General features: G+C 49.4%; 16 protein-coding genes. 11 read left to right on the forward strand and 5 right to left on the reverse strand.

Features of this window, described 5'->3' with window-relative positions; translation table 11 throughout:
- Positions 1 to 123 precede the first annotated feature (123 nt).
- From AB4Y93_RS05910 to AB4Y93_RS05920, 3 genes are read left to right on the forward strand one after another with little or no spacing between them, the layout of a single operon-like run.
- A complete protein-coding gene (locus tag AB4Y93_RS05910) occupies positions 124 to 1,821 on the forward strand; it encodes an RsmB/NOP family class I SAM-dependent RNA methyltransferase (RefSeq protein ID WP_441889920.1) in 1,698 nt (565 codons plus the stop codon).
- 1 nt (position 1,822) lies between these two features.
- Complete coding sequence (locus tag AB4Y93_RS05915) at positions 1,823 to 2,572, forward strand: pseudouridine synthase (protein ID WP_441889922.1); 750 nt, start codon at positions 1,823 to 1,825, stop codon at positions 2,570 to 2,572.
- Between the two features lie 22 nt (positions 2,573 to 2,594).
- On the forward strand, positions 2,595 to 3,392 hold the full coding sequence (locus AB4Y93_RS05920) for a Cof-type HAD-IIB family hydrolase (RefSeq protein ID WP_441889924.1): 798 nt from the start codon (positions 2,595 to 2,597) through the stop codon (positions 3,390 to 3,392).
- An 84-nt stretch (positions 3,393 to 3,476) separates the two neighbouring features.
- On the opposite strand, the gene AB4Y93_RS05925 is transcribed toward AB4Y93_RS05920, so the two are convergent.
- From AB4Y93_RS05925 to AB4Y93_RS05935, 3 genes are all read right to left on the reverse strand, one after another.
- Entirely contained in the window at positions 3,477 to 3,575 is a 99-nt protein-coding gene (locus tag AB4Y93_RS05925) for a dihydroorotate dehydrogenase (protein ID WP_441889926.1), read from the reverse strand.
- 206 nt (positions 3,576 to 3,781) lie between these two features.
- The gene (locus AB4Y93_RS05930; RefSeq protein ID WP_441889928.1) at positions 3,782 to 5,194 is read right to left on the reverse strand and encodes an RsmB/NOP family class I SAM-dependent RNA methyltransferase; all 1,413 of its coding nucleotides are present in this window, start codon (positions 5,192 to 5,194) and stop codon (positions 3,782 to 3,784) included.
- 21 nt (positions 5,195 to 5,215) lie between these two features.
- Positions 5,216 to 7,009, reverse strand: coding sequence for a DEAD/DEAH box helicase (locus tag AB4Y93_RS05935; protein WP_441889930.1), 1,794 nt, complete (start codon positions 7,007 to 7,009; stop codon positions 5,216 to 5,218).
- 141 nt (positions 7,010 to 7,150) lie between these two features.
- On the opposite strand from AB4Y93_RS05935, the gene AB4Y93_RS05940 reads away from it, so the two are divergent.
- From AB4Y93_RS05940 to AB4Y93_RS05955, 4 genes are read left to right on the forward strand one after another with little or no spacing between them, the layout of a single operon-like run.
- Entirely contained in the window at positions 7,151 to 7,348 is a 198-nt protein-coding gene (locus tag AB4Y93_RS05940; protein WP_167272225.1) for a YwbE family protein, read from the forward strand.
- 16 nt (positions 7,349 to 7,364) lie between these two features.
- Complete coding sequence (locus AB4Y93_RS05945; protein ID WP_441889932.1) at positions 7,365 to 7,667, forward strand: hypothetical protein; 303 nt, start codon at positions 7,365 to 7,367, stop codon at positions 7,665 to 7,667.
- A gap of 25 nt (positions 7,668 to 7,692) precedes the next feature.
- Complete coding sequence (locus tag AB4Y93_RS05950; RefSeq protein ID WP_441889934.1) at positions 7,693 to 8,448, forward strand: GNAT family N-acetyltransferase; 756 nt, start codon at positions 7,693 to 7,695, stop codon at positions 8,446 to 8,448.
- A 17-nt stretch (positions 8,449 to 8,465) separates the two neighbouring features.
- Positions 8,466 to 9,134, forward strand: a complete 669-nt coding sequence (locus AB4Y93_RS05955) for a LysE family translocator (protein ID WP_441889936.1) — start codon at positions 8,466 to 8,468, stop codon at positions 9,132 to 9,134.
- Positions 9,135 to 9,715: 581 nt separating this feature from the next.
- Here the strand turns inward: AB4Y93_RS05955 and AB4Y93_RS05960 are convergent.
- A complete protein-coding gene (locus tag AB4Y93_RS05960) occupies positions 9,716 to 10,705 on the reverse strand; it encodes a lipoate--protein ligase (RefSeq protein ID WP_441889938.1) in 990 nt (329 codons plus the stop codon).
- Positions 10,706 to 10,795: 90 nt separating this feature from the next.
- Entirely contained in the window at positions 10,796 to 12,010 is a 1,215-nt protein-coding gene (locus tag AB4Y93_RS05965; RefSeq protein WP_441889940.1) for a nitrate/nitrite transporter, read from the reverse strand.
- Between the two features lie 462 nt (positions 12,011 to 12,472).
- Here AB4Y93_RS05965 and AB4Y93_RS05970 point away from each other — a divergent pair, with 462 nt between their 5' ends.
- The 4 genes from AB4Y93_RS05970 to mobA are packed head-to-tail and all read left to right on the forward strand — an operon-like array spanning position 12,473 to position 18,523.
- Positions 12,473 to 13,777, forward strand: coding sequence for a molybdopterin molybdotransferase MoeA (locus tag AB4Y93_RS05970; protein ID WP_441889942.1), 1,305 nt, complete (start codon positions 12,473 to 12,475; stop codon positions 13,775 to 13,777).
- Positions 13,777 to 15,762 carry a nitrite reductase large subunit NirB gene (gene nirB, locus AB4Y93_RS05975; RefSeq protein WP_441890518.1) on the forward strand — a complete coding sequence of 662 codons (1,986 nt, stop codon included), beginning with the start codon at positions 13,777 to 13,779 and terminating at the stop codon, positions 15,760 to 15,762. The genes AB4Y93_RS05970 and nirB overlap by 1 nt, the downstream gene beginning before the upstream one ends.
- On the forward strand, positions 15,747 to 17,915 hold the full coding sequence (gene nasC / locus AB4Y93_RS05980) for an assimilatory nitrate reductase catalytic subunit NasC (RefSeq protein ID WP_441889944.1): 2,169 nt from the start codon (positions 15,747 to 15,749) through the stop codon (positions 17,913 to 17,915). Before nirB ends, nasC begins: the two co-directional genes overlap by 16 nt.
- A complete protein-coding gene (gene mobA, locus AB4Y93_RS05985; protein ID WP_441889946.1) occupies positions 17,912 to 18,523 on the forward strand; it encodes a molybdenum cofactor guanylyltransferase in 612 nt (203 codons plus the stop codon). The genes nasC and mobA overlap by 4 nt, the downstream gene beginning before the upstream one ends.
- Position 18,524: the final 1 nt, after the last annotated feature.

An 18,524-nucleotide genomic window follows, 5' to 3' on the forward strand; every position in this document is an offset into this window, starting at 1 on the left:
ATTTAATTCACAATCCTTTTGTTGCTCTTATCATATGCGAGATATTTGAATTTGACAAGAGGTTGTGATTAATTTCACATATTCATCACAAATGAAGAATAAAGGGAGGCGGAAAGCCAAATCATGAATTCATCTTTGAATTCAAGGAGCATTGGAGTATACTCGAAGTTATATTTCAAAGAGCGTTTAAGCTGCTTGCAAGGGGATGACCAGATGTCCGGCTATTTGCCGATTGCTTTTACAACAAAGATGAAATCACTGCTTGGAGAAGAATATGATCATTTTATCTCTTCTTATGATGACCCGCGCTTGTACGGGATTCGCGTAAATCGGTTAAAGCTTAACGGTGAAGCATGGAAGGCGATCTCTCCGATGGGAGATGCAATCCGTCCTATACCTTGGGTAGAAGATGGCTACTATTATGAAGAAGGTGCAAGACCAGGCAAGCATCCGCATTATCATGCCGGTCTTTACTATATTCAAGAACCAAGTGCTATGGCTCCTGTGGAATTGCTGGATGTTCAGCCAGGGCAGAGGGTACTGGATCTGTGCGCGGCGCCTGGCGGCAAGTCCACTCAAATCGCGGCAAAGCTGCAAGGCAGCGGTGTTCTAGTCAGCAATGACAATGCAAAAGAACGGACGAAGGCATTAGCGAAAAATATCGAGCTTGCCGGTGTTCGCAACGCGGTCATTCTCAATGAGGAGCCCTCGGCGCTTGCTCCAGTATTCGGGCAATGGTTCGACCGTATTCTCGTAGATGCCCCATGTTCAGGTGAAGGCATGTTCCGCAAGGACGAGTCAATGATCGCAGAGTGGGAGAAGCATTCTATTGAACGCTGCTCAGCTATGCAGCGGCATATTTTACGTGATGCGGCTGCTATGCTTGCCCCTGGCGGCATACTTGTCTATTCGACTTGTACGTTCTCTCCTGAGGAGAATGAATCACAAATCGCTGAGCTGCTTGCCGAGCTGCCAGACTTTGAAGTCGTACAAGTGGAACATCTTTACGGCTGGAAGAATGGACAGCCTGATTGGGCGGGCGAAGCAGGGCGCGAACTCGCACCTGCGCGCTTAGCCTCTCTTTCTGGTACGGTTAGACTCTGGCCCCATCATATTGAAGGGGAAGGGCATTATGCGGCAGTGCTGAGACGCAAGGAGTCTGACGAGGCAGCTGCTATTTCTCCTGATATCGAAGCTCAGAAGGAGACGCGTAAGAAGCATCCAAAGGGCAATGCGGGAGCTACTTTGCGCGCAGCCGAGAAACGTGGTGCTCAAGGGGCGAAGGATGTTGGTAAGCTGAACAAAGCGCCTGAGCGTAATAATGGACGTCATACAGGCCGTGGTCAAACAGAGACGATAGATCCGTCAGCGATGTGGCTTGATTTTGTGGAGCGGGAGTTGTCAGATGCTTTCGAAGCCACGGGAACCGTTCAATGCTTCGGCTCAAGAGTTTATCTTCAGCCAGCTTCCTTGCCTTCTTTGGACGGGCTGCGTGTCGTCCGTGCTGGCTGGTACGTTGGGGACGCGGGGCGTAATAAGTTCGAGCCGTCACAAGCGCTTGCCTTGGGACTACGCCAATCTGAGGCCGTGCGCTCGATTAATATGCAGTCGGATGATCCTAACGTTATTCGTTATTTGAAGGGCGAGACCCTTTTTGTTGAAGCGGATCAATTAACGGTTGCACAAAGGGAGGGCAAGACGCCTCAGCCTTTGAAAGGATATGCCTTAGTATGCACGGATGGTTACCCGATCGGATGGGGCAAATATTCGGCAGACGGTATGCTGAAGAATGAGCTGCCAGCTGGCTGGAGGTGGATGTAAGATGGCGAAAAAGATGCGTTTGGACAAACTATTGTCTCATACAGGTTATGGGACGCGCAGCGAGATCAAGAAGCTGGTGAAGCAGGGAATAGTGACGGTTTCAGGCAAAGTCGTGAAGGATAGCGGACTCCTGGTTGATCCGGAGCTGGACGAAGTTGCCTATGACGGAGAACGGGTGATGTACCGGGAAGTTATCTATTTGATGATGAATAAACCTCCCGGTGTTATTTCTGCAACAGAGGATAAGCGGGAGCAGACGGTTATCGATTTACTTGAGCCTGAAGATCAAATCATGGAGCCATTTCCTGTTGGAAGACTGGATAAGGATACGGTTGGTCTGCTGCTGCTGACTAATGACGGGCAGCTGGCTCATGAGCTCTTATCCCCGCGCAAGCATGTCCCGAAGACTTATGAAGCTGTAGTGCAAGGGGATGTCGGCGAGAAAGATCAGGAGCAGTTCAAGAAAGGTGTGATACTGGATGATGGATATGTGACGATGCCGTCAAATTTGAAGATTTTGAAAAAAGACCATGATGAGGGTGGCGTTACTTCCGTTATATCCCTTACGATAATGGAAGGTAAGTTCCATCAAGTGAAGCGGATGTTCGAGTCAGTGGGCAAAAAAGTCGTATACTTAAAGAGAGTATCGATGGGACCGCTTGAACTGGATCCGGATCTTGAGGAAGGAACATACCGTGAATTAACGGATGAGGAGCTTGCTCTTTTACGAGCTCACCGGGCATCGGAGTAAATATAGAAATAGGAGTGGGGAAATGACACTGCAGTATGATTTGATTGCACTTGATGTGGATGGTACGTTATTAACAGATGACCACCAACTGACAAGCAAGACGCGCGAGGCTGTGCGGGAAGCGGCTGAACGCGGAGCGGGTATTGTATTATGTACCGGCCGTGCTCCTGTAAGTGTATTTCCGGTTCTGGAGGAGCTGGGACTTAACGGAATCATTATTACGCATAACGGCGGAGCGACAATTAACTCGGACACAAGAACAATCATTCATCAATATGAGATTGCACCGCAGCAGCTTGAGCCTTACCTTGCCTATTGCCGGACGAACCAAGTTCACTTTGACTTAAATACAGCCTTCAGTATGATGGTGGAATCGATGACACCTGAGCTTGAGGATATGTACAGCAAGTTCCATGCTGCACCGTCCATTCTGGAGCGCGGGACACAGCTGCCTGAAGGGCTTGTGAAGTTTACGATATTTGGTGACAAGGAAGAGATGGACCGCGTGCAGAAAGATTGGGAGCAATGGCCGCCATCCCTGTTGACCATCCGCAGCGGCGACTTCTTTATCGACGTCCATCATCCGGAGGCAAGCAAAGGCAGAGCCCTGCAGCAGTTTGCTCTTAGTCAAGGGATTGACCGGAGCCGGATTCTGGCGATCGGTAATTATTTCAACGATATCTCCATGCTGGAGTTTGCCGGTTGCGGAATTGCGATGGGCAACTCACCTGACGGGGTAAAGGAAGCAGCAGACGTTATAGCGCGTTCCAATGCAGAAGACGGCGTTGCACATGCCTTGCGCGAATTCGCCTGGAGCTAAATAAATCAAAAAGAAGGGGCAGCCGCAGGTCATGATGACCTTGTGGGCTGCCCCTTTTTTATTTCATGGTTTGGTGCAAAGTCCTTAGAACCAACAAAGACTTCTAACGATAATTACCAGAAGAATGAAAAGGACAAGGATGAAACCTACCGTATTGACGCCGCCTCCATATACGCCAGACATGCTAATTCCTCCTTGTAGTTGTATTCCGCTGGAGGGCTGCTGCCATTCGAGTGCAATCGCCCTTCCGTTCGGTATACAGTATAGTATGTGATTTGCCCTGATTCGAATGGACGCTTATCACGGTACATTCATAATTGGGTAATCACCTAATGAGGAAGGCTTGATCTGCGCGGCAAGGATGAGGAGCCCTGACAATCGCCGCTCTATTAGCTGAAGCGGCGAAGCCCTTTCGGCAGGTGATTCTTCAACTGACCATTGCTTGCTTTTGCCCAGCCAAGCGGCAAACCATCAACGGCAACAAGTCCCCAGCCGCTTACATCGCCATTGGCAGGAAGGGTCTCCCCGCGCAGGTAAGCGGCAATCTCAGGAGAATCAGGCGTATAGCTCTGTACCCAGGCTGCCTCATCCGATTGTACGGCAAGAGCAAGCGCATGCGCGGGTTCCAGCCGGTTCTTACGGATGTCGCCGAGGTGCAGACCAGGTCGTGCGACCTTGAGGCCGTCAAGGTCAGCAGCGCCAAAGCTGCCGCTGGATTGATGCGGCAGCCAGTAGAGGGCATCACCGAAGCGAATAGGCTCACCTGCGCCTAAAGTGAATCCCGGTAATGCCTGTTCGGCAAAGCTGCTCCACAAGGCAAGCTCAGCTGTGAGCGGCTTGGCTTGCCTTGCTGAACGCATATCGCGTTCACGCCGTTTGTCTTTGCTGCTGCGAAGGTCAGGTTCGTCGATGTGGCCGACTTTCAGTTGCCCCTCATCCGAAGCTTTGCGGAGCCGGGCTACAAAATGACCTTCTCCACGAACCTGATGCGGCCACAGCCGCTCGACCTGTTCGACGCGGAAGGAGGGGTGAGACACAATGAATTGATCAATCGTATCTTCATTCTCAGAACGGTTAAACGTACAAGTAGAATAGACGAGCACGCCGCCAGGCTTCAGCATGATGGCTGCATGCTCTAATATATCCGCAGAGCGCTCGGCACAATAGGTGACATGTGCTTCCGACCATTCCGTAATAGCGACTTCATCCTTACGGAACATACCTTCACCAGAACATGGAGAGTCCAACATAATTCGGTCGAAGAAGGCAGGGAAGCGTCTGGACAATTCTTGTGGCGCAGCATTTGTAACAACGGCGTTGCGAATGCCCAGACGCTCTACATTTTCGCTAAGAATCTTAGCTCTTGCAGGATGGATTTCATTTGCAATAAGTAATCCTTCGCCGTTCATACTGCCAGCAATTTGAGTTGTCTTGCCGCCCGGAGCTGCTGCGAAGTCTAATATTGTCTCGCCTGGCTGGGCGCCCAGCAGCTCAGCGGCAGACATAGCTGATGGCTCCTGAATATAATAAAGGCCAGCCGTATGGTAAGGATGCTTGCCCGGTCTTGTAGATTCCTCATAATAATAGCCTGTCTTGCACCAAGGTACCGGTTCCAAATGAAACGGCTGCTTAAGAGCAGCAGCCGCATTGTCCCCGATTAGTTGTCGACATTTCAATGGATTAATCCGCAGCCCGAAAGCACGGGCATCGTTGTAACTGTCAAGAAACCGCTCGGCTTCTTCCCTTCCGAGAAGAGCCTGCATTTGCCGGACATAGGCTTCCGGCAGCTGCACGTTCTTCAATGTACCGCAACTCCTTTATTCTTATCTGTTACGACCGCCAGAGCTAGGACCACGCGATGAACCGCCACGCGTCCCGCCTCTATTACCGTTGTTGCTGCCGCCACGCGAATCTCGTCCACCACGTGGTGCGCTGCTTGATGGCCCGCGCGAATCTTTATTGCTGCTTGGCCGGCCTTCCCATCGGCCGCCAGTAGATGCGCCGCGCGTATTGCCGCGTGCTGCGCCGTCTTGAGACCGCTCGCCTCTGCTGCCGCCAGGTGATGGTCCGCGTGTATTGCCGCGTGCTGCGCCGTCTTGAGACCGCTCGCCTCTGCTGCCGCCAGCTGATGGTCCGCGCGAATTGCCGCGTTCTGAACCGCCTTGAGTACGTGTACCGCCACGGTTAGCACCACGTGCATCTCTGCCGCCGCGTCCACCAGATTCACGTTCGCCTTTCCCGCCGCGTTCATTGTTGCCAACTTCCCACGGATTGCTTTCGGTGTTGCTGGCTACAGCAGCACGTTCCGGCTTGCCGCGTCCGCCTGCTTGTGAACGGCCTGCGCCGCCACCGCGTTCATTACGCTCGCCTCTGCCGCTGCGCCCGCCTTGCGCTGGTTTGGAATCACGAGCACCGCGACCGCGTCTTCCGCGTTCCGGCTTTTTATCATAGCTTCTACCTTCGTTGCTTGGACGTGGTGTAGTAACCTTCACAATTGTACCGTCCGCTTCCACTGTGCGGCGCTCAAGTACAGCATTGATACTGCGCTCGATATGGGCAACCGCTCCCCGATCATAAGGGGATGCAATGGTTATTGCAGTTCCGCGTTGTCCGGCACGGCCAGTACGGCCAATACGGTGAATGTAAATTTCGGAATCCGTTGGAACATCGAAGTTAAAGACATGGGTAACGCCTTCCACATCAAGCCCGCGTGCTGCAACGTCTGTTGCGACAAGTATTTGAAGCTTTGCATCACGGAAACGTTTCATAACTTGCTCACGCTTGGCTTGTGTAAGATCTCCATGAAGCTCGTCTGATTCGAAGCCATGTTCCTGAAGGTCTTTGTTTAGTTTTTTCGCGCGAACCTTCGTCCGGCAGAAAATAACAGCCAGATAAGGGCGCTGTGATTCGATCATGGAAATTAATGCTTTCTGACGTCCGCGGTCAGTCGTTTCTACAACAAGCTGCTTGATATTGTCCAAAGTGACATTTGCGCTTTGAATTTTAATATCAACAGGTACCTTCATATAATTCTCTGCTAGACGTTTAATCGCATCCGGCATTGTAGCTGAAAAGAGCATCGTTTGACGAGCGCGAGGCGTCTGTTCAACAATGCTTTGTACTTCAGGAAGGAAGCCCATATGCAGCATTTGATCGGCTTCATCCAGTACGAGCATTTTCAGCTTGCCCAGATTAATCGTTTCACGTCTCATATGGTCAATCAGACGGCCAGGTGTTGCAACAACGATGTGTGGTGCGTTATTCAATTTGCGTATTTGTGCGTCAACATCTTGTCCGCCATACGCGGCAAGAACTTTGGCGCCTACAGCTGGTACCAGCTTTTTCAGCTCACTAGTGATCTGGATGGCCAATTCACGCGTTGGAGTAAGAATAAGGGCTTGTACCTGATCTTTATTAATATCGATTTTCTGCAGGATTGGCAGAGCGAATGCTATCGTTTTTCCTGTTCCTGTCTGAGCCTGGGCAATGACATCTTGTCCGGACAGGAGGACAGGGATTGCTTTCTTTTGTACAGGCGTAGGGGTTGTAATACCGTCTGATTGCAGAATATCTGTTATCTCCGGGATAATACCCATTGCACTAAATTCGTTTGACATTTGTAAATGTTCCTCATTTCATCGATCTCGTTTAACGTTTAGTATAACAGTTGTGCCTTGGAAGTGCATCTTTCAGCTACATATGCTATGCTGTGCGTCATAAACTATTAAGCATACATGCGAATGAAGGAATGATCAACAGTGACAAATGGTACACAGAGAGCTTCGGTTAAGCCGGGGCTGGAGGTCGATATCGTTCTGAAGCAGGATCAGCGGACAGGTAAGCTGACGCGTGGAATCGTTAAGGACTTGCTTACAAATTCACCGAATCACCCTCACGGCATTAAGGTGCGTCTGACAGATGGCCAGGTCGGCAGAGTTAAGCATATTTATACGTAAGTAAAGGAGCTACGCCATGGCATTCGGAATTTCCAGGGCTGAAATGACGGCATGGAAGGAAGCGGTCGCCCGCGGGGAGATTGCATTCCTGACGCATTATTGGGTTGACCCGCGATTTCCGGGGATGAAGACCGTGACGAAGGTAGGCTGCTCTGATCTGGATAAGCTGGCAGAGTGGTGTCTTAGCAATGGTCTTAATCCGAAGTATATACATAGACGTGATTTATTTCCTCATTTTGATCTGCTTGGACCTAAACAGCGTGAAATCTTGCTTCGGGAGAATCAGCTGGCACAGCTCGAGCGGTTTCATCTTATATAGTTTTTGGTAAGGGGGAGGAATAGATTTGGACAATCCTTTATATAGGAAGTTAGAGGAGCTGAGCTTAAACGCTTGGCCATCCCTTCAGACATCTGTCTATGACGGCTGGCTTCTGCGGTATGCGAATGGTTATACGAAACGATCCAATTGCGTTATGCCGCTGTATGAAAGTCATGGCGATGCCGAGGGGAAAATCCGTTATTGCGAGCAGATTTATTCGGTACTTGGATTAGATTTTGTCTTCAAAATAACACCGTTCGCAAGTCCAAGTCATCTAGATTCTTTATTAGAGGAACAGGGCTACAGGATTGTGGAGCCTGTATATGTGAAGACGGCCTCCTTGCTGGAGCTGCCTGTACCGGCGGCTAACCGCTGTCAGATTGATGACCATATGAATGAGCGCTGGTTTGAAGAATTTACGCAAATGATGCCGCTCGCAGAAAAGCATAGAGAAACAGCGGTAAAACTGCTCAATAATATGCCGCCTCTCAAATGCTTCGTTACGGTATTTTCGGATGACGGTACTCCTGCTGCCTGCGGGATTGGCGTTGTTGAGCAAGGGTATATCGGGCTGTATGATGTTGTAACGGCACATCAGTTCCGTAATCAGGGGTTTGGCTATCAATTATTGCTTCAGATCCTTCATTGGGGCAAGCGGAATGGGGCGACTGACGCTTACTTATTGGTTGTTCAGGAAAACAAGCCCGCGAATCGGTTGTATGATAAGTTTGGTTTTGAGACGCAATATGAGTATTGGTACCGGGTTAAATCAAAGAAGTAGGATGAGTGAACGGTAGTATGGATTTATGGCTTTCTTTTGTACAAGGCTTTTTATTTTCTTTATCTTTATGCTTTGATCTGGGTATGGTGAATGTCGCCATTATTAAAACCGGCGTTGAGCGCGGCTTTAAGTCGTCATTTATGATCGGTTTTGGTTCATGTTTTGGGGACTTAACGTATCTTGCTCTTGCGTTGGTAGGCTTTAGTTTTGTTCTGGAAATTACGGTTGTTCGTTGGGTTCTATGGATTGCGGGGACGGCGGTGCTGCTTCTGCTAGCTTATAAAATGGCGAAGGAGTCTGTTCATCCGAAAATGATCGATTGGAACGCTAGAGAGGGCAGCGGGGGAACTGAACGGAAGCCGAAGAAAAAGCTGGCTGATTTCTTGTTTGGCTTAGGAACGGCACTATCTTCGCCGACCATTATGCTATGGTTCGTTGCCTCGGCCGGGCCGATTGTAGCAGAGATGCACGGAAGCAGCCGTTATGCCATTGCGGTATTTATAGCAGGCTTCTTCACGGCAGGCTTATTATGGTCACTTGGTATGGCCTTCATCAGCAGCAGGGCTGGGAAAGCACTTGGTGCGAAGTTCGTGAGAGTGATCTCGCTGCTCTCGGCGGTTCTGTTTATTTATTTTGCAGTCCGGGTATTTTTGTCAGGTCTGCAGTATGTACTGGGCAATAAGTAGGTGGGACGGGGAACTTAGCGATATGGCTGCTATGTCGTACTTTATGCAGTATAATTCATTGTTTTAGCCTAGTAATCAATCTTATGTTGTATTAAATGCAGTATAATTCAATCGTTTATGAGCATGAGCAGCCCGATTTTCCGAATTATACTGTAAAGAATGCAACCTAATGTTGATCAGCTGCTATTTAACCCGTGCTATTCTGCATTTAATACAGTGTAGATCATCCTCTCTATTTAATTTTTCATATGAGTTAATCTCCTTTAACGAAAAAGCGGCTGTCTGCGGTGCAATAAGACCCTGCGGGGGTCTTATCGGGTTAACGTTAAGTGAGATGAGTCATCATAAGACCCTATGAGGGTCTTATTTTCTTGATATGAAAGAAATAAGGCTGCTTTTGAGCACTCGGAGCTCCAATAAGACCCTGCGGGGGTCTTATTGGGTGAGCGTTAAATGAAATTAGTCATCATAAGACCCTGCCAGGGTCTTATCGTGCACTTCCACGTACTAAAAGAAACAGAGGGGCAATCCCATTGTCATATTAAATGACTGTTGGGATTGCCCCTTCGTTTTTATCTACACTACAACATCAATGACAACAGCTGTTCCTTCGTTACTGGACCAAAGTAGAAATTCACATCAATCTCATCCAGCAGCTTGCCAAGCGACTGCGCATCATAACGTGTGCCAATCAGCTTTTCGGTTACCTCGCTGGTCTCACCTCTGCCGAAGAAGTCTCCGAAGACGGCTGCATCGACGATGTTGCCTTCTTCCACTTGGAGCCGTACATCGTATGTGCCTGCGCCTTCAATTCGTTTTGTTTGACGTACATTGAAGGCCGGGGAACGGCCATAATTCCATTCCCAGCTGCGGTAGCGCTCGTCGGCAAGCTTCCGGACGTTAGCCCAGTCCTGCTCAGTCAGCTTGTAAACCGGAATTTCCGATTCTCCTTCGAAGATGGAGGCGAGCAAATATTGCCGCAGTTCCTGGATCGTCATCGGTTCCTTCAGAAACTCCGTAATATTCGCTACGCGGCTGCGGATCGATTTGGTTGCTTTAGAGACGTATTTCTCCGCATTCACCTTCAGCGCAGAAACGACATTCTCAATCTCCGAATCGAATAGGAGAGTACCGTGGCTGAACATTTTACCCTTGGTAGCGAACTGGGCATTACCGGATATTTTCCGCTCACCAACCTGTAGGTCATTTCGTCCTGACAGCTCAGCGTCAACACCAAGGCTTCGTAATGCTCGCACAACAGGCTCGGTGAACTTCTTGAAGTTATGGAATGACTTGCCGTCATCTTTCATAATGAAGCTGAAGCTCAGGTTGCCAAGGTCGTGATAGACCGCACCACCGCCAGACAGCCTCCTTACGATATGGATGCCATTCTCCTTCACATAGTCCGCGTTAATTTCTTCTACGGTATTCTGATTCTTGCCGATAATAATGGACGGCTCATTAATATAGAAGAGCAAATACTCATCGCCTGGAAGCGACCGTAAAATATATTCCTCAAGCGCCAGGTTAATCGCTGGATCAGTGATGTTGTTATTATCGATAAACTGCATGTGATGCAACTCTCCTCTGCAATAATTCATTCATCTTCGTATTATAACCTTGATGAATAGATTTTTCATCGAAGAGGAGTGACATAATGGTTACATACTGCGTGCTTTACCGCCATCTCCGATCCATGTCTTCTTCCAATCAAGCTGAGCAATAGCCAGCATAACAACGCTCAAGATAGCTATGCCGCATAAGATTAGGAAGCCTGGCGTGTAGGAGCCGGTTGATTGATATAGATTGCCTAAAATCAGCGGAAGTGCATACCCGCCAATACCGCCTGCCGCGCCAACGATGCCCGTTACGAGACCGATATCATCGCCAAACCGCTGAGGCACAAGCTGGAATACGGAACCGTTACCTGCACCAAGGCACATCATGCCGATAAATAACATGCAGATCACCAGATACAGCGGCGGAAGGCTTGAGATGGAGGCAAGCATGACGGCTGCTCCGGTATACAAGATCATAAGTACCTTAATACCGCCAATTTTATCGGATAAATAACCGCCTATTGGACGGAAGAAGCTGCCTGCAATAACGCAGAGAGTTGTGAAATCGGCTGCTTTGACAGCTGATAATCCATATTGGGTGTTGAAGAAAATCGTCAAATAGTTGGAAAGACCAACAAAGCCGCCAAAAGTAACGCTGTACATAATGCAGAACAACCAAGTATCCCGCTGCTTTAACACTTTTGCGTAATGAGACAGCTTTTTTGGAGCAGGCTGATTAGGGCTGTCTTTGGCAAAGATGGTGAAGACGATAAAGGCAATGGCGATCGGGATGAGCGCAAGTCCAAAGACCACTTCCCAGCTGCCGTAATGCGTGGCAATCCGATTGGCAAACAACGTAGAGAAGACCGTACCACTGTTGCCGGCTCCGGCAATACCCATTGCAAGTCCTTGATACTGCGGGGGATACCAGCGGCTCGCAAGCGGTAGTGCTGCAGCAAAGGATGCACCTGCAACGCCAAGCATAAGAGCAACGATATGAAGATCACCAAGGGAATCAACAAATTTCCAGCCCCAGATAAGAGGGACCATAGTGAGCAGCATGCCAAGCTGTCCCGTTCTCTTTGGTCCGATATAATCGGTAAGGAAGCCAAATACGAGACGAAGAATGGAGCCACCAAGTACCGGGAGGGCAACGAGGTTCGCTTTTTCAACCGCTGTCATTTCGTAATCTCCCATAATAACAACGCTAAGCGGGCCGATAAGTACCCAGATCATAAAGCTGATATCGAAATACATAAATGCACTAAATAATGAAGGCTTATGGCCGCTCTTCCAAAAAGACGTAGGGTTACTCATATCCAAATCCCTCCAATTATTTTTTTTGGTATGGCAGACACGCGTTCCGGGGCGAGGGTCTGCTTCTAACCATCTCTAACAAACACGAATGTAAATAAAAAGAGGCCGCAAGCTGCCCTTGTGGACAGTTAGCGGCCTCTTTGCCGAAGGCGGTACAACATTGTACCCACCGGATCGTACGGTCACATCATTGTGAACCCAATTCGAATTATAGGGGAATCTCCAAACTCATGTCAATAAACTTAACACCAGATTTCGTAATTTCTGAAAAAATGATGGTTTTCCGACTATTTTACGTCACTTATATTGACATGTAAGCTATCTTCCAGTATGCTCAAAGCAAATGTGCAGCACAACGATGTGCTGTCAACCCGGCAAAGAAGCCCGCTTCCCCATTTCGAATTTTCGATAGGGAACGGGCTTTTTGTGTTCATTTTGAGCAGTGGAGAGGAAGTGCCAGTTATGACTACCTTGCAGAAGCAGCAGCTTGTTGTATCTATAGAAGAAGCGATTGGTCATTTGTGTAAGGGAATGTCCCCTGGTCGAACGGAAAAGCTGCCTTTGGAGGAATGTGTTGGCAGGGTGCTGGCAGAAGATTTCTTCACCCCCTTCCCAATGCCTCCATTCAGACGCGCGGCGATGGATGGATATGCGATCCGTTCGCACACAACTTTAGGTGCTGGTCCTGGCAGTGAGGTTATGCTTCGTGTCATTGCTGAAATCAAAGCCGGCTCATCCCGGAATTGGGTGGAAGAATGTACAGGCAGCAGATTAATAGATGATATTGATGCCGTTCGTATTTTTACTGGCGCGCCAGTGCCGCATCGCTACGATACCGTAGTCATGCAGGAGGTTGTTACTCCAATAAAGGGTGAAGACGACAAGCCGTTATGGATAGGAATAGACCGGCACCATCCAAGCGGAAGACATATCGCAGAAGCTGGCGAGGATCTCGCTCCAGGCAAGCAGATTCTCGTGAAGGGGACAACGATTGGTGCGAAAGAGATGGCGGTGCTTGCTTCCTACGGACAAGGCGAAGCCCTAGTTTTTGCTATGCCTCGAGTAACCGTGCTGCCAGTAGGAGATGAATTGCAAGAACCGGGAACTCCTTTGTCTGGAGATCGCATCTATGACGCTAACGGGCTTGTTGTTTATGCCCTTCTGAAACAGCTAGGCGTCGAAGTGACCCGCAGAAAGCCGGTTCCAGATCATCCAGCCATTCTTACGAAGGAGATTGAGCAAGCTGCCGAGCAGGCCGATCTTGTTATCACAACCGGTGGGATCTCGGTCGGAGATCATGATTATGTAGAGAGAGCAGCTGCACGCGCAGGCTATGAACCTCTATTTACGAAGGTGCTGATGAGACCGGGTACACCAACTTCGGCTTTTAAAAAAGAAGGCAGCCTGCTGTTTGGTCTATCGGGTAATCCATCGGCTTGTTACTCCGCTCTGGAGCTATTAGTGAAGCCAACCATTCAATGGATAAAGGGGATGAAGAACTACCGCAATCAATGGCAGAAAGGGCGGCTCGAGGACTCGATCGGCAAGCCATGTCCTTATCCGCGCTATATCCGTTCGATTGCTTCAATGGAGCTTGGCGTTTGGCGGCTTACTCCTCTGCCTAATGACAAATCGGGCAATATTGCAGCCTTTGCTGAAGCGAATGCAATCGCGGTTATTCCGGCAGGCGGGCGAGGCGCGGCGAAGGGGGAGACGATCTCCTTTCTATTACTAACGCATATGGCAAACGGGGGATTGACGTTGTGATGAAGAGGAAACTTGCGGTAATCGGCAATGGAATGGCTGGCGTGAGATGCGTAGAGGAGATTTACCGGTTATCGCCTGATGCTTTCGAAGTAACAATCATTGGAGATGAGCCTCATCCGAACTATAATCGGATCATGTTGTCCAAAGTGCTTCAGGGAGATACCTCCATTACAGATATTACAATTAATGATTTCAGCTGGTACAAGGAACGTGGAATTCGGCTGCTGCTGAGCGAGAAGGCTGTACGAATTAATACCGGCAACAAAAAGATCCATTTGGAATCGGGGAAAGACGTTTCCTATGACGAACTCATTCTTGCCACTGGTTCATCGGCATTTATTCCTTCTATTCCGGGTATTCATAAATCTGGCGTTACGGCTTTCCGTAATATTAAAGATTGCGAGAAGATGATGGAGGCTTCGGAATCGTATCGCAGGGCAGCTGTTATCGGTGGAGGACTCCTCGGTCTTGAAGCTGCACGCGGGCTGCTTAATTTGGGTATGGAAGTACATGTCGTCCATAATGCGTCCTACTTGATGAACAGACAGCTGGATACCATGTCTGCAGATATGCTGAAGCGGGAGCTTATGGGACAGGGGATGCGCTTCTGGATGGAGAAGCGGACGGAGAAAATTATCGGTCGGAAACGGGCGGAAGGTCTGCAGTTCAGCGATGGCACTAAGCTTATTGCGGATCTGATTGTCCTTGCAGTTGGCATAAGTCCTAATATAGCTGTCGCGGCAAATAGCGGGATTAAGACGAATCGTGCAATTATCGTTGATGATTATATGAGGACCAGTGTTCCTCACATCTATGCGGTTGGGGAATGCGCGGAGCATGATGACACCGTATACGGATTGATTGCCCCGCTCTATGAACAAGGCAAGGTACTGGCGCGGACGCTTACAGGTGTGGATACGGCTCCCTACAAGGGTTCTATTCCTTACTCCATGTTGAAGGTATCTGGAGTAGATGTGTTCTCTGCTGGCGATATTCAAGGCAGTGAAGTCCAGGTAGCACTCCAGCAATATAACGGTCTTCAAGGCACGTATAAGAAGGTCACTGTTAAGGAAGGTAAGATAGCGGGAGCTGTCTTGTATGGCGATAGTACGGAAGGAATGAAGCTGCTAGATCTATTGAAAAAGAAAGCGGCTGCCGAAGTCCTGCTTGAGAAGGCTGAAAGCTCAGGTGCCGGCGGGATGGATGGCGCTGTTATGGCGATGGCGGATCATGAAACGATCTGCTCCTGTAACGGGGTGAGTAAGGGAGCCATCGTTCAGGCGATTGGAGAAGACAATCTGCAGACTGTTGAACAAATCAGGGATAAAACGAAGGCCTCAGGTTCATGCGGCGGTTGTAAACCGATGGTTGGAGCAGTGCTTAATTGTGTGTTGTCTGGTGCAGGAGGAGTTAAGACCGTTATTCCGATCTGCAGCTGTACAACGCTTGGTCATGAGCAAGTGAAAGAAGCCATTATAGCTAATTCTTATACAAATGCGGCTCATGTCAGAGCGGATTTAGACTGGAATCGATCAGAAGGCTGCCAGGTATGCCGTGCAGCTATTCCTTATTACTTGGGATTAGTCGATGAGAGTGATCGGAATGCGGTTAAACTGCCTTATCCTGTACGTTTTGAAATTTCCTCTAATTATTTAGAGCCTTCCGATGTACTGGTTCGTGATTTCTCTCTTTCTGCTGTTCCTGCCGGCTGGGAAGTATACGTTGGAGGGCATGCGGAGCACCCGGTGAAGCAAGCGCAGCTGCTTGCGGTGGAAGCAGAGGAAACAAATGCTCGGCAATTGGCTGCAGCCTGTATGCAATGGTACCGGGAATCTGCTTATTACGGGGAACGTCCTTGGAAATGGCTTGATCGAATAGGCCTTCTGCCTCTTCGTGAGAAGCTGCTTGACCGGGAAACGCAAGAAGAGCTGTCGGAACGCTGGCAGGCAGCAGAAAGGATGGAGATGGCATGGAGCGGCAAATAGATACGATGACGTTCTCGGCGGAGGAAGCGAAAAAAGTAATGGCGACGCAGTGCCCTTTCTGCAGCGTGCAATGCAAGATGGAAGTGGTAGAGGACCGGTCGGGCCGCCGCCCGACTTATCAAGTAACAGCTATTCCGAATAAAGCATCGGAAGGCAGATTATGTGTAAAAGGGATGAATGCGCATCAGCATGCTGTAAGCCGAGAGAGACTGTTATATCCGATGATGCGTCTTCAAGGCGAGCTGAAGCGTGTATCCTGGGAAGAAGCACTGTCAGCCATCAGCACTCGATTCACGGAGCTTCAATCCCAATATGGATTGGATGCGGTAGGGCTGTATGGCGGCGGCTCGCTCACGAATGAATCCGCCTATTTGCTTGGCAAGTTTGCTCGAGTTGCTCTGAAGACCAAATATATCGATTATAATGGCAGGTTCTGCATGTCAGCTGCCGCCTCGGCAGGCGTGAAGACCTTTGGCATAGACCGCGGCCTAACGAATCGGCTTTCCGATATCCCTCTAGCACAGTGCATCATTCTCGCTGGAACGAATATTGCGGAGTGCCAGCCGACGCTGATGCCGTATTTTACAAGAGCGAAGGAAAATGGGGCAACGATTATTGTAATTGATCCAAGGGCTTCCGCCACTGCCTCCATTGCAGATATTCATCTGCAGGTGAAGCCGGGTATGGATGCTGCACTGGTGAATGGGATGCTGAAGATTATTCTGGATGAGAAGCTGACGGATGAATCTTTTATCCAGAAGAGAACGAAAGGCTTCTCAGCAGTGAAAGAGCATCTGGATCAGGTTGATCTCGAGGAAGTTGCGGAGATGACAGGCGTTGGCATGGACAGGATCCGCAAGGCGGCGATTGCTTTTGGCAAGGCAGCAACGGGAATGATCTTCACAGCGCGGGGTGTCGAGCAGCATGCGGACGGACATATGGCGGTAAGGAATTTTCTCAATATGATTCTTGCAACGGGGAAAATCGGCAAAGAAGGCTGCGGCTATGGGGCGGTAACCGGTCAAGGAAACGGTCAAGGAGGCCGGGAGCATGGGCAGAAGGCGGATCAGCTTCCGGGCTATCGTCTGATTGAAAATGCTGATGACCGCGCTTATATCGCTGGAGTGTGGGGGATTCAGCCGGAGGAGCTGCCAGGTAAAGGCGTTTCGGCGTATGAAATGATGGAGCTCGTTCATTCCGGTGATATTAAAGGGTTGTTTGTTATGGGTTCTAATCCGATTGTCTCAAATCCAAATGCAACATTAGTAGAAGAAGCTTTCGAAAAGGTTGATTTTCTTGTAGTGGCGGATATGTTCTTATCCGAGACGGCGAGGCTTGCGGATATTGTGCTTCCGGTCAGCGCCTATCTTGAGAATGAAGGCACGATGACGAACCTGGAAGGGCGTGTATTGCTCCGGCAGGCAGGACGTTCCGCTCCTGGTGAAGCACGGCATGACTGGCAGGTTCTATGTGACCTCGCATATTCGCTTGGAAAAGAGAAATTCTTTACGTTCCGGGATTCCGAAGATATTTTCAATGAGCTGCGGGTTGCAAGCCGTGGCGGCATTGCGGACTACTATGGCATTACGTATGACCGGCTGCGTAAGGAAGAAGGCATTTATTGGCCTTGCCCTTCATTAGAGCATCCGGGGACGCCGCGGTTATTCGGAGAAGCTTTTGCCCATAAAGATGGATTAGCTGTATTCCAGAGTGTGGAGAGCGAATCACCTGCCGAGCAGCCCAATGATGAATATCCGCTTTATCTGACCAATGGGCGGATGTTATCGCACTACCTAACAGGGGTTCAAACCCGTCGAAGTCCCGTACTTGCAGCCCGTGAGGTGGAAAATATTTTGGAGATTCATCCAAGAACGGCTGAGAAACACAGGCTGGAGGAAGGAGCTTTAGCCAGCGTACAGTCGAGCCGAGGTACCGTTATTGTTCGTACAAAGCTAAGTACAGCGATTCGGGAGGATACTTTATTTATTCCTATGCATTGGGGCGATGCGCAAAATGTAAACCGGGTTACGAATGCTTTGCTTGATCCGAACTGCAGGATGCCTGATTTCAAATCAAGTGCGGTACGCGTTCAGCCGCTTGCTGAGTATTTACAAGAGACAGATGCGAATACAAAGAAGGTGAAAGTGGAATGAACGGGCTTGACGGGATTATTTTGGCTGGGGGACAAAGCAGAAGAATGGGCGGCAGCATGAAGGCGCTTCTTCCTGTTGGCGAGCAGGTTATGATCGAACGAGTGCGGGAAAAAATGCAGCTGCTATGCGGCAATATAACAGCTGTTGTAGCGTCTGAAGAGCAAATAAAGCTGTTGTCTGAACTAAAGCTGCCGACATTAATCGATACTTCGCCAGGTCAGGGGCCGCTTGCTGCCCTTCATACCGCCTTCCAATATAGCAATCATTCTGTCCTTTGGGTATCCGCCTGTGATATGCCGTTTGTGTCCGAGAAGGCAGCTGCTTTACTTGTTGATTACATGGAACGGAGCGGGAGTATGGCGGCTGTCCCGGAGATTCATGGCAGACTTCACCCACTTCAGGCTGTTTATCGGGTGGAATGCGCGGTGCAGACCCAGCAATGTTTGCTGGATGGCGACTACAGCATGAAAGGATTTTTGAAGCGTATTCCTTATGTTCGGGTCAATGAAGAGCAATTTATGGCTGCTGGTATCCTTCTCAACTTCGTTGATAACATAAATACACCCGAGGAGTATCAAGAAGCGCAACTTGCGGGAAAGGAGGTGTAGG

This window comes from Paenibacillus sp. YAF4_2 (assembly GCF_052113225.1).
GTDB lineage: Bacteria > Bacillota > Bacilli > Paenibacillales > Paenibacillaceae > Pristimantibacillus.